Consider the following 12,635-nt stretch of genomic DNA (forward strand, 5'->3'; position numbering starts at 1 on the left):
AAAATGGAGAGATCAAAAGCACTTGGTATTAAAAGGTTCTATTGGAAAGATTACCTTTCGATATTACTTGGCACATTTATGTATGCACTTGGGGTAACCCAGTTTATTATGCCTCACAAGTTTGTATTGGGAGGACTTACAGGTATAGCTGTGCTTGTTAATTATGCATTCGGACTTCCGGTATCTGTTCAGGTACTGGTTATGAATGGTATCCTGTTAATGATTGCATATAAGATACTTGGTGTTGAGTTTCTCATAAAGACTATCGTAGGGGTTGCCTCTCTGTCAATCTTTATTGGTATGTTCGAGAGTCTTGATCTACCGACGATAATGATGGATGAGCCTCTGATGGCCGGTCTGATCGGTGCAATTGTTGCCGGTGCGGGTGTGGGACTGGTTATGTCTGTCAATGGAAGTACTGGTGGTACGGATATTGTCATAATGATCATCAACAAGTTCAGGAATGTCACCCCGGGTCGCATGATGCTGCTTATTGATCTTGTTATTGTTTCCTCCTCATTTGTACTTTTCAGAAGCGTTGAAACCATCGTTTATGGTCTCATCATAATAGCGGTGGTGTCTACCTCGGTCGACTGGATATTAAACGGTATCAGGCAGTCGGTTCAATTTTTCATAATCTCTCAGAAGTATGAAGAGATTGCCGATGAGATTAATCATCATATGCACAGAGGATGCACAGTGCTTGATGGAACCGGATGGTACACCCAGCAGCCACAGAAGGTGCTGCTGGTAATGGCAAAGCGAAGTGAGTCAAACTCCATCTTCCGTATGGTCAAGAGCATCGATTCAGAAGCATTTATCTCACAGGCCAATGTAAATGGTGTCTATGGCAAAGGGTTCGACAGGATGAGGTGATTCCTCTCTATGATCTGAATTCGTCAACTATGTTGTGCATTGTTGTGCATTTGTCAACAAGGTAAACGAGCGACTTATACGCTACACCGCTGTTAATAGATAGTCCAATCTCACATGTCCTGCTGTTGGAATAACCCTCACTCGCATTCATTATCTCATTTTTTAACGGTGAGAGAGCCGCATTATTCAGTTCCGGATAGAAGAATCCACGGTCACCCGCCCATCCGCAACATGTCACACTATCCGGCACAATCACCTCATCTGCACAGAGCGATGCAACCTTAAACAGTTTCTCCTCCAGCTGCATCTTTGTAGCACTGCATGTAGAGTGAACAGCAATCCTCACAGGTGCTTTTGTGAACTGGAGCCGTCCAATCAAAAAATCATGAATAAACTCAACCTGATCATACAGTTTTAGTCTCCCGTCCAAAGTCTCACGCATATGCAGGAGGCATGGACTCATATCACACACTATTGGCAGTTCACCGTTCCTGCTTGCTTTTAAAAGCGCCTCATTCAGCTCATTCTCCTTCCTGGCGGCCTGTTTTCTGAAACCTTTACTACTGAAGGCCATACCGCAGCAAAGTCTGTTTTTCTCTTCAGGGATAATAACTTTATACCCCGCTTTTCTCAAAACAGAGAGCATCTTTGCAGGCAGATCCTCTTTCTCTTCGTAACCGAACGAAGGGCCACCCATTGATCTTGTTATGCATGATGGGAAATATACCACCTCAGGCGAATCGGGGTTCTCATTTGAGTATATATTCTGTTTTATCTTTTTGCTCCCTGATGGTGTATATTTTTTCCAAAGTGGAAAAACACCATCCCCAAGCTTGTAAATACCTCTTGCAAAGTTCTCCATGGACTTATATCCAACCACCTTAGATATAGAGTGGGGCAGAGTAATAAATCCCCTGATAAAAGATGTAAGCGGCGCCATATTTGAGGCAATAGTGTCAGCCACCATATTTGCCAGTTTGCCATTCTGCTGCCATCTAAGCTCCTTCACAAGCTTACCCGTATCAATGTCAACAGGACAAGCTATCCCACATAGTCCATCCGTAGCACAAGTCTGATCCAGCGGATATGATATCTCCCTCACCTGCTTCAGAATACTCTTCTGCCTATTTTTCTCTGCAGAGCTGCTGTCAGCAATAAACCTGTATGCAACAATACGCTGTCTTGGTGTCAGAGTAAGATCTTTGGAAGGACAAACAACCTCGCAGAATCCGCACTCAATACATTTATCTATAATAGGATTTGCATCAGGTATCCGTTTGAGATTTTTTATAAATACCTCGCTGTCATCATTTATAATAACCCCCGGATTAAGAACATTATCAGGATCAAATGCCCTCTTTATACGCTTCATCAAATCGTATATATCGCTTCCCCATTCTTTCTCCACAAACGGAGCCATATTCCTGCCGGTACCATGCTCCGCCTTAAGGCTGCCATCATGTTTCACAACAACCAGTTCAGATAGCTCATGCATAAAAGTGGAATATCTTTTCACCTCCTCCCCACTGTTTATATCAGGGAAAACTGTGAAATGGACGTTCCCGTCGAGTAGATGTCCCCACATCACTGCATCGCTGTAACCGCTGTTCACAAGAAGCTCACGCAGATCAGTAAGCGCATCACCCAGACTCTCTCCGCTAAAAGCCACATCCTCTATAATACTTGCAGTGTGAGCAGGGCGGGTAGCCGCCGCCGAGGTGAACAGACCATTACGCACATTCCAGTAGAGGTTGTATAAAAACTTATCAGTAGTAAATTTTATTGGAGTCAATGTCTCTATATGAGCAAGCCTCTCCTCAATTTCACGCATCTGATTCAGAAGAGTAGCCTCATCATCTGCCGAAGTATCAATAAGCAGAGCTGCCGCACCCTCAGGCAGTGTCTTCAGTTCTTCCGGCATACCCTGCTGATCTTCAACAGCCCTAAGTGCATTTCTGTCCATCAGCTCAGCAGCACTCACCTGGCAGCCCCTGAGCGGGATAATAGCCTCACTCACATCACGCAGGTTCCTGAAGTAAACCATTGCAGTAGCCTTCAGAGGAGCATCATGAACAGTTCTGAAGGTTGCCTGTGAGATAAAGCCAAGCGTTCCTTCCGAACCAATCATCAGATGCTGAATTATATCGATTGGATCATCAAAATCGATCAAAGAGTTTACTCCATATCCGCAGGTATTCTTAAGCTTAAATTTCGATGCAATTCTGCTTTCAATCGCCTTGTTCTCAGTAGCATCCCTGTGCAGCTGAACTATATCACCAATCAGTTGAGGATTCTCAGCGATAAAAGCTTTGCGGCTCTCGCTATTGCCCGTATCCAGAACAGAGCCATTTGCAAAAATAATGCGCATCGATTTGATGGTGTTGTAGCTGTTGTGCAGAATACCGTAGCTGGAGCCACTTGCGTTATTAGAGATGATACCACCAATCTTGGCCGACTTAACAGATGCCGGTTTTGGTCCCAGTTTCCTTCTATATCTCCTTAGAATAAGGTTAGCCGCACCACCTGTCAAACCACACCCAAAAGTGGCTGTCTCCCCATTATCAGTAATAACCGAAAAATCAAAACCCTTGCCCGCCTCCATAAGTATGGAGTCAGAAATAGTCTGCCCGCTCAAACTAGTTCCCCCCGCTTTAAAAGTCACAGGAATCTTCTTGTCGTTGCAAAACCTGAGCAGGCGAATAACCTCCTCCTCAGAATTTACCTTAACAACCGCTTTTGGTATGAGACGATACAGACCGGCGTCCGTACCCTTTGTAAGGCGAGAGAGCTCATCTGTAAACAGCTGATCTGCAGTGAATATATCAGCAAGCTCTTTATGCAATTGTTTTTCAGTCATTCAATAAAGGATTTACATGTAAGAGCACAAACTTACAAAATAATATTAAAAAAGAGCAGTTAAACAACCGCTCTTTCAATAATCATATAGGTAAGTCTAAAATCTTAATTCAGTGAGATGAAGATATCCTTTCCTTCAGTCTCAATAGCAATCTTCTCTTCACGTCCCAGCCATCCTAATGCAGCGTAAAGATCTTTATCAGTTAATTTTGTCTCTTTCTTAAGAGCCTTTATCTCCAGCTTTCCTTTCTTATCAAGCACAGTCCATACTTTCCCGGCATTAATACCAAATTTCTCAATCATTTTTTTTCTATTGTTTACAAAATTAATAGTCTAATTAAGCTACAAAGTTAAATCTAAAAATCTTAATTGCAATAATTTAGCTGCAGTTTAAGCTGAGTGAGTGAAAGATAACTCATCAAGAATCTTCGAAACCTGCTCTATCAGTGAGTGGCTGCTATCATTGTAGATAACATAATCAGAATGCTTCACCTTCTCCTCTTCGGGCATCTGGTTAAACATACGCGCCTCCACCTGCTCTCTGCTTACCCTGTCACGTTTCATAACCCTCTCAATCCTTGTTTCCTCGGGAGTATAAACCGTAATCACTTTATCAACAAACTGATTAAAGCCGGCCTCTATCAGAAGAGCAGCATCAATAACAACAACAGGGCACTCCCTATAGCTATTGCACCACTCCAGGAAGCAGTCGGCCACCACAGGATGAATAATTGAGTTAACAATCTTAATATTCTGATCATTGCTGAAAATCAGTTCGGCAAACCTCCTTCGGTTCAATCTATCGTTCTCGTAGATATCAGGCCCGAAATGATGAATAAGCTGCCTTCTAATTGTTTGAGAAGTGTCATTAAGCCTTTTCGCCTCGATGTCAGCATCAAATACCGGTATGTCGTAAATGCGGAAAATATCACACACAACAGACTTACCGCTACCTATGCCTCCGGTCACACCAATTCTGATCATCTTCAGTCAACATTTTCAAATAGGAACTCAACCTGAGTAGGTGATAGCTTCGGCTCAATAGCTGTTGCCGGTGCTTTGGTCAGACTAATTTCAACACGTCCATCCTGATTATCCCTGAATTTCCTGTAATCCAGATCAATCTCGAAATCCTCAGCAACAATCTTCTTATACTCATCAAGAGTAACAGAGAATGTAACCTTAGCACGAGAAGGGAAAAACTTCACATCAAGATTTCGGGGTAGGTGAGTAGCCCTTATCGGAACCTCGAATGTTTGCTCAGTATACTCAACCACCGGGATATAAATATCCACCTCAGTAGGAGAGAACTTCACCCCCTCCACCGGATTAATCTTAATCTTCAGCTGAGAGGTAGCGTTCAGATTCTTAAACAAAGTATATTCAGTGGTAGCAACCTTAAGCTTGTCGAGCGACTCCTTCGATCCGTATGCCATAACCGTTTCAGGAATAAACGTTACAGAGTCGGCAACCAGATTAGCCCTGCTCATGGTCAGCTCCCCGTCAAAAGCCACCGTCAGCTCCTTACTCTCCAGCTTAGAGGTAGCTAGAGATAGCGTCATAGGGTAATACCCCCTGATAATCGTACCCGATGCAAACTTACCCCGCAGCAGTTGACGAAACTGCTCACCCTGAATAAGCGTAGTGCCATCTTCCGTCAATGCAGCAAAATCGATCTCCAGCGAGTCCTTTTTCCTAATATCAAGCCTGAAAATCTCCGCCCCATTATCAGAAACGCTCACATCAATATAAGCAGGCAAAGGATTATCAAACACCACATCTTCGGGGATATTTGTGTATTTCAATGGTACACGGTAGGTACCTTCAATATTTTGTTTCTGGAAGAAGAGCATCAACCAGAAAATAAAAGCTACCAAAAGGAAAAACAGGAAAGTCAGCATACTCTTCCACGGCAAAGCAGAGAAGTATGATTTTAACCTGGGGACCCCATCCTTTATGATAGCTTTTAAATCCATTGCACGAATGAATTTATTATTGAGCAGCTATATCTTTTGTAGTTTGGAAAACCGATGTCTTCTCGATTTTAATCCTCACACCATCGGCAATCTCCACAAGGAACCATGTGTCGCCCACCTCTTTAATTCTTCCATGAATACCACCTGCAGTAACAACCTTATCGCCTGTTGTCATGGCTTCACGGCTCTTCTGCAGCTCTTTCTGCTTTTTCTGCTGTGGACGAATCATGAAGAAATAGAATACTGCAATAATTGCAATAAGCATGATTAAAGTTCCACCCATTCCACCTGCAGGACCTTGTGCTGTTGCTTGTAATAAAATATTCATAAGAAATTATTTTTTATAAGTTTATAATTAATTTTTAAAGATAAGATTTTCATTCTTAATTTTATGCACTATCGCATCTAAAATTCCATTTATAAAAGTACCGCTCTTAGGAGTACTGTATGATTTTGCGATATCAATATACTCATTCAGCGAAACACTGGTAGGGATCGATTCAAAAGTAAAAATCTCGGCAAGAGCCACCTGCATTATAATAAGATCCATCACAGCAATCCTCTCGAAATCCCATTTATCTGTATTCTCCTCAATAAGATCCCTGAATTTTTTCTCCCCAAGGATAGTCTCATGCAGAAGTTTCAGTGCATACTCCTTATCCTCCTCATCCTTAAACATTGGTAGAAGCGGTTGGTCAGCCCCCTTATTTTCATTAAATCTCTTTATTGTTTTGAGCACGAACGACTGAATAATCTCTATATCATCATTCCAGTATATACATTCATCCTCAAGGAGATCGTATAGCTCCTCACTTCCGCATATAAACTGCTTAAATACCTTTCTCCAGAACTCCCTGTCCTCATCGTATGTTGGCGCTTGAATCTGAGAATAGTTCTTATATGTTTCCGATTCCAGAATAACCTCCAGCAGGTTTTTAACATATGACTCATTCTCTTCCCACGATTGTGGTCTGTCGAGGTTATACTTCTGCAGCTGCTTGTTGTCGCTCAGCTGTATTATGAACTTGTTCTCAAGAAGATTCATGTTTGGATTCAGATCCTCTTCTGAAGGAAGGAACTTATTCTTTTTAGCCTCCACTCTCTGTTCGTACGCCTTAGTTACTTCCAGCATCAGCTGCAGCATGTAATAATAAAGATCGTATGATTTTTGTAACCCGAACAACAGCTCTTTTTCAGCTTTTCTTAAATCTCTATTCGTATTTTGATACCATGAGTAGACTAACTGAACAGTCCTTATACGAATTAAATTTCTGTTTATCATTTTATGAATGAACTTATTTCTTAAGCAATAGCTTATAATGAGTTGCAAAAGTAGTTATTTTTTTCGGTATTAAATATACAAAAAATCAAAAGGTTGTTATAGATTGGTTTATATTTCATTAGTGATTGGTGGAATACTTGTAAACTAACTTGATATTGATGTTAGTATTGTTGAAATGTTTTATCATGGTTGCAGTGTGTACAAGTATGTCTGCTATCCCTGGTTGTATATGGTTCCAAATATGGCATTTTAAATTTTATCATAATATTACAAGTGGTTTACTTACTCTTTCTTTTTTTATGTATAAAGTGTATAAAGTGTAGGTGTATTATATACTAATTAGTAAATAAAGTAGTAATGTAATAGCGTCAAATATTATAGTTCATTTTCACCTACACCTCGTACACTTTCATCACCTAATATTAAATATGCTACCAATGCATGACTCTTACGGACTACTTTAATCCCTGATTTTCTTAAATTGGAAGTAAACATACGTTATGTCAATATATATAGTTTATTCGTTACACAAAATATATGATATTGCTCATATATAGTTGCCATATTATTGATAGACTGGCATTTCACAAATATACCAAAAATTACGATATTTAGCAAGCTAGTACTGCATGAATTCCGCCCCCACAGCTATTCTTATCAGTTGTTAAAAATAAAAACATTGATTATCAATTACATATAGCAGCTCCCTTTTTTCAGAAAATTATTCTTAGTGTAAACCTATTTAAGGACTATACATAGCTAAAGCTACTCCGTACCAAGTCCGAATCCTCTTCATATCCTCCTCATATTCACTTTATATCCTCCTCATAAAAATATGAGGTGGATAGAGATTAGGTGTTGCTAATATGCATAATAATAGGTATATTGTAATGAATAATAATTAAATATTATGGGTATAGTAGACTTAAAAAAATTAGGTCTGATTTCTGGTAAATTAGGACCTTATGTTGCTTATGTGAGTAAAGATGGGAAGCAAATATTAAGGAAACATGTAATTCCAAAAGATCCCAAAACACCTAAACAGTTAGCTTACAGAATGAGATTTGGGATGGTGAATAAATCTCTTTCGCCATTAAACAGGGTAATTAAAAAAGGTTTTTTAAATACAGATAACGCTTATAGAAAAGCAGTATCGAAAGCATTAAACAATGCTGTCATAGGTGAATATCCTGAGTACAAACTTGATTATAGTAAGATTCAGGTAGCCGAAGGTAAATTGCAACTTCCCACTTTTGTTTCAGTAAATGTTGACAGTAATACAAAGTTAGCTACAGTTAATTGGAATCCGGAACCGATTTTTGATACTTATCCCGGCAGAGAAGATGACCGTGTTAATATTGTGTGCTTAAATGAATCAACACCCGAAGCTGTTTGCTTTCACAATAGTGCCAAACGTTCAAAGGGCACTGCAACAATTGATTTAAGTTCTAAAATGGTTATTAATAAGCTTTGGAGCATAAAAGATCTGCATTTTTGGCTTTATTTGAGTACATATGACATAACACAAAATTCAGATAGTATATATATTAAATGTACAGAAAAATGAAAACCATAAAACATTATAGTTACTGATTCATTTATTCTTAGATTTTCATGAGCCATTTGTAAGGAATATCTTTCAATAAATCCTCCTCTCATTCAATGCCCTCTGGTATGCTCTCGCATTTCTGGCGTGCTCGGCATGTGTAACAGCAAAGTTGTGACGGCCCGAGAGATCATCTTTTGCGCACATGAAAAGGTAGTTGTGACTTACGGGGTTGAGTACTGCATCTATTCCCTGTATAGAGGGTATCCTGATTGGACCGGGGGGCAGTCCGTCGTTCTTGTAGGTGTTGTATGGCGATTCAACTTCGAGGTGCTTGAAGAGGATCCTGCGAAGGGTGGGATCGCCAACGGCAAACTTTACGGTGGGGTCGGCCTCCAGGCGCATGCCTCGTTTTATGCGGTTGAGGTATAGTCCGGCAACTATTGGATATTCATCTGCATAGGTTGCCTCTTCTTCAACTATGGATGCAAGGGTTGATACCTCCAGAGGGGTGAGGCCTATCTCTTCGGCTCTCTTTTTGCGGTTGCTGTTCCAGAATGCATCGTACTCTTTTTTCATCCTGTCGGTTAGTCCTTTTACACTCGTGTCCCAATACACCTGGTAGGTGTTGGGGATAAACATGGCTCCAAAGGTTTGACTGTTGAATCCATATCCTGCTGCTATATCGGGGTTGGTTAGTGCTTCCAAAAGCGAGAGGCTGTCGGCCATAAGCTGGCTAGAAAGTCGCCCTGCCAGGCTTTCCATATTGCGGATATTGTTGAAGGTGAGGTTTACCGGCTCCTGCACTCCTGAGCGGAGCAGACGTATTGCATCGAGCATGGTGGTGCCGGGTTTGATGGCGTAGCGACCGGTTTTTATGTTGTTGATGTATTTCATCCTGTCGGCAAGCAGATTGAAGATTCTTTCGTTGGGTATGCCTGCTTTTTCCTGCAGCTGGTCTATCACTTTATCATAGCTCTTCTCTTCATCTATATATATGTATACCGTTTCGGGATGATCGAACGGTTTGAAGATTGCATTGTAGGTGTATATACCGGCTGAAATAATGATTAGCAGTAAGATGCCAGCAGTTAATAGGATGATTTTTGTTCTTTTCTTCATAATTTACCGACCTAAAACGACAAAAGTATAAATATTAGGTTTGAAATTGATTGTTTTCTTTGAAAAGTTGAAAACATTCATGTATATTTGCATCCGATTTCAGCAAAATTACCAAAAGGAAGTGTGGGTGAGTGGCTGAAACCAACAGTTTGCTAAACTGTCGTACGGGTAACTGTACCGGGGGTTCGAATCCCCCCGCTTCCGCTGAAAGGCTTAGCCAAAAACAGCCAAAAGTAAGACAAGCCCTGCAAGTTTAATGACTTGTGGGGTTTTTTTATTTTTCAATTTCATCTTCGCTTAATTGATAAGGATGAATTAGATCATAGTTCCCTTTATTTTACAGAATTTAAGAGTACTACAAAGATGCCAGAACATTCGTAAATGAAAATAACAGCTTGATGTTTAAGTGTATGATAAAATTGGTTTTTTGCTGTTGGGTTGGGTGATTACAAAAAAATGTTATGCGAATGTTTTAAATTTATAAACGAATGTTGTATATTAGCTTGCGTAAATATGATGTTGGTGGCAATGCTAAAAGACGACACAACAAGACAATGAAAAACGAACTAGACGGTTATGTTATATATTGCAAGGACTCTGACAGAGAGACACCTTTGGGTGTTGTTTCTGACAGCTATGACTGCAAAGCTATTTCTGACTATGTTCCAACTCGTTTAAAAAATTTCTTAGTCGAAATCGAAGACAGAAGATTTTATAGTCATAATGGCATTGACTTTAAAGGTGTGTCTAGAGCACTTGTCGAAAATTTAAAAGCAGGACGTATAGTTCAAGGTGGTAGCACAATCAGTCAACAGTTAGCAAGAAATATCATTCGCGATACTCGAAAAACAGTAACAAGAAAATTAAAGGAAACCATTAAAGCTGTTCAAATAGAAAAGCAATATTCAAAGGACGAAATTTTGAATTTGTATTTCAACAATGTTTACTTTGGCAAAAACATTTGGGGTTTAAGAACAGCAGGACTATATTACTTTGGTAAAGAAGTAGAAAAGTTGACTCAAACTGAACTGCTCTATTTACTAACTATTTTACGGGGACCAAATTACTACTCCAAGAGACCAGAAATTACTCAAAAAAGATATAAAACTTTAAACAGTATTTTGCTTGACCGAAAAGTAATTTCGAAAAACAGATTTCAAAAAAATCTAAACTCTAAACTCACTGTTTCCGAAACTCAACTTTCAAGTTTTAAAAATACTGCCATTCCATTTATAGCAAATCGAATTGACGATAAAAGAAAGACCATAATATCTTCCATTGACTTTAAAACTCAAGAATTCGCTAGAAAATTTGTTTCTGAATCAAAATATCCTGTATCAATCGTTGCGTTGAGAAAAGGTAAGATTGTTGGCTTTGCTAGCAGTTATGGAACAGATTATCCATTTATTTCAAAATCAAATGTCGGCTCAACTTTAAAACCTTTTTTATATTGCCACCTAAGAGAAAGTGGAATTTCAGAATTTGAAAAATTTGATGCTCTTAAAAATAATTTATATTGGGAAGTAAGAGAAGTTGGTTATTACAAATCACAGCTTAACATTCAAGAAGCATTATTTTATTCAAACAATAATTCATTTTTAAATGCGGCAAGTAAGGTTGGATTTGAGACTAACTTAAAATTCTTGTCAGACATTTTTAACAAACCAGAAACAGATTTTTTCCCTTCAAGTATTTTAGGTGCTACAAAAAGTGGTATTTCTTTATACGAATTAGCATTAGCTTACTCAAGTTATTTTAATTCTACCAGTTTAACTGATACCAAAACTGAGTGCCTTTCAATTCTTAACAAAGTATTTTACGAGAAATTAGGTCTTAGAATTGAAAATGCCTTTCTAAAGACAGGGACTACTAATGACAACAAAGAAAGATTTGCTGTTTTGGGAAATGCTGACTTGGTTTATGCTATATTAAGAAATGAAAATGAATTAAATGATTTATCAAAAGAAGGAAGCTTTATGAATCAAATTTCAAGGAATGTTTCTTCAATGTTTAAACCTGATACGAACTTTGTATGGATATAATGACAATCATAAAAGAAGCAAATCCTAACGTTGTAATATTCCTATTGACAACATTTGTTGCATTTATTTCTTGGCTTGTAAAAAGTCTCGTAGAAAAGCCTCTGACTGAATCTAAAAATACTTTTACAAAATATTTTGACAAGCGAATTGAGATATTAACTGAAGTAAAAACACGGTTAAATTTCATTGCATACTTTCCTGAAGGAGATGAGAGCTTAGAATACAAAAATCAACTTCAGACAATTCTTCTCACAGACGGCAAAGCAGCATATTTAAGTAAAGAAGTATATGACAATGTTTTAAGAATTGCAATAGACCCAAAGACCGATGAAAAATTGCTCTTGGCGACAATAATAAATATTGACGAAGAACTTTACAAGAAGATTTCAAAGGTTCAAGACGAAATAATATTTTACAGGAGCTTTTCTAACTATAGTCCTATTAAAAGGTTTGTGGGCATAACAATACTATCATTGCAATATATAATTGCTTTGACTTTAGTATTTTCAACTCTATTTTATGTAACAATTCTATTCATTGACAGTAATTTATATCAGAGAATTGGAATTTTTGTAGCAGGAATTTTTGGGATTTATTTGCTAGACAAATGGCTAAAGAGATAAGAAGCACAGCCACCAACAGCACCTACCCAAAAGTGGCGGTTCAGTGGTTAAATCAAGCTTTGTGCTTCTATCAAAGTTTCTTCTTGGTTGACAGTGAATCGCTTCGAAATCGCCACCTTCGGGTAGCTGCAAAACGTTGGAAGCAATTTTACCAAACAGAATGTTGAACATAAAAAATATATTTCGATGAAGCTATAATTAACTGCCCAAATATATAAACTCAAACTTCTCGAAAAGGACATTGACACGATTTGGTATTCAGCGTATAAAAAAGTAACTTCGGATTTAAATCCAGAAAACACCGTTTTGGCT

General features: G+C 38.7%; 11 protein-coding genes and 1 tRNA gene. 5 read left to right on the forward strand and 7 right to left on the reverse strand.

Annotated elements, in window-relative coordinates; translation table 11 throughout:
* The first annotated feature begins 3 nt into the window (after positions 1 to 3).
* Entirely contained in the window at positions 4 to 876 is an 873-nt protein-coding gene (locus BN1354_RS11515; protein WP_053827186.1) for a YitT family protein, read from the forward strand.
* Positions 877 to 883: 7 nt separating this feature from the next.
* Here the strand turns inward: BN1354_RS11515 and BN1354_RS11520 are convergent, their stop codons facing one another.
* From BN1354_RS11520 to nusB, 6 genes are all read right to left on the reverse strand, one after another.
* Complete coding sequence (locus tag BN1354_RS11520) at positions 884 to 3,733, reverse strand: FAD-binding and (Fe-S)-binding domain-containing protein (RefSeq protein WP_053827187.1); 2,850 nt, start codon at positions 3,731 to 3,733, stop codon at positions 884 to 886.
* Between the two features lie 104 nt (positions 3,734 to 3,837).
* A complete protein-coding gene (locus tag BN1354_RS11525; RefSeq protein ID WP_045090364.1) occupies positions 3,838 to 4,035 on the reverse strand; it encodes a winged helix-turn-helix domain-containing protein in 198 nt (65 codons plus the stop codon).
* 87 nt (positions 4,036 to 4,122) lie between these two features.
* Positions 4,123 to 4,716, reverse strand: coding sequence for a dephospho-CoA kinase (gene coaE / locus BN1354_RS11530; RefSeq protein ID WP_053827188.1), 594 nt, complete (start codon positions 4,714 to 4,716; stop codon positions 4,123 to 4,125).
* A 2-nt stretch (positions 4,717 to 4,718) separates the two neighbouring features.
* Positions 4,719 to 5,708 (reverse strand): YbbR-like domain-containing protein, encoded by a 990-nt coding sequence (locus BN1354_RS11535; protein WP_154904860.1) that lies wholly within the window; start codon positions 5,706 to 5,708, stop codon positions 4,719 to 4,721.
* 16 nt (positions 5,709 to 5,724) lie between these two features.
* Positions 5,725 to 6,036 carry a preprotein translocase subunit YajC gene (gene yajC, locus BN1354_RS11540; protein ID WP_045090361.1) on the reverse strand — a complete coding sequence of 104 codons (312 nt, stop codon included), beginning with the start codon at positions 6,034 to 6,036 and terminating at the stop codon, positions 5,725 to 5,727.
* 27 nt (positions 6,037 to 6,063) lie between these two features.
* Positions 6,064 to 6,990 (reverse strand): transcription antitermination factor NusB, encoded by a 927-nt coding sequence (nusB, locus tag BN1354_RS11545; RefSeq protein ID WP_053827190.1) that lies wholly within the window; start codon positions 6,988 to 6,990, stop codon positions 6,064 to 6,066.
* A 910-nt stretch (positions 6,991 to 7,900) separates the two neighbouring features.
* Between nusB and BN1354_RS11550 the strand changes: the two genes are divergently transcribed.
* Positions 7,901 to 8,557: a DUF6266 family protein gene (locus BN1354_RS11550; RefSeq protein WP_053827191.1), complete on the forward strand. Its 657-nt coding sequence runs from the start codon at positions 7,901 to 7,903 to the stop codon at positions 8,555 to 8,557.
* Positions 8,558 to 8,629: 72 nt separating this feature from the next.
* Here BN1354_RS11550 and mltG read toward each other — a convergent pair whose 3' ends face one another.
* Positions 8,630 to 9,658 (reverse strand): endolytic transglycosylase MltG, encoded by a 1,029-nt coding sequence (mltG, locus tag BN1354_RS11555; RefSeq protein WP_053827192.1) that lies wholly within the window; start codon positions 9,656 to 9,658, stop codon positions 8,630 to 8,632.
* A 117-nt stretch (positions 9,659 to 9,775) separates the two neighbouring features.
* Here mltG and BN1354_RS11560 point away from each other — a divergent pair.
* The 3 genes from BN1354_RS11560 to BN1354_RS11570 all read left to right on the forward strand — a co-directional run bounded on the left by BN1354_RS11560 (position 9,776) and on the right by BN1354_RS11570 (position 12,323).
* Positions 9,776 to 9,862: transfer RNA gene (locus tag BN1354_RS11560), tRNA-Ser, on the forward strand.
* A gap of 284 nt (positions 9,863 to 10,146) precedes the next feature.
* Complete coding sequence (locus tag BN1354_RS11565; protein WP_053827193.1) at positions 10,147 to 11,700, forward strand: transglycosylase domain-containing protein; 1,554 nt, start codon at positions 10,147 to 10,149, stop codon at positions 11,698 to 11,700.
* Positions 11,691 to 12,323 (forward strand): hypothetical protein, encoded by a 633-nt coding sequence (locus BN1354_RS11570; RefSeq protein WP_053827194.1) that lies wholly within the window; start codon positions 11,691 to 11,693, stop codon positions 12,321 to 12,323. The genes BN1354_RS11565 and BN1354_RS11570 overlap by 10 nt, the downstream gene beginning before the upstream one ends.
* Positions 12,324 to 12,635: the final 312 nt, after the last annotated feature.

The sequence above is a fragment of the Lascolabacillus massiliensis genome (assembly GCF_001282625.1).
GTDB classification, from domain to species: domain Bacteria; phylum Bacteroidota; class Bacteroidia; order Bacteroidales; family Dysgonomonadaceae; genus Proteiniphilum; species Proteiniphilum massiliensis.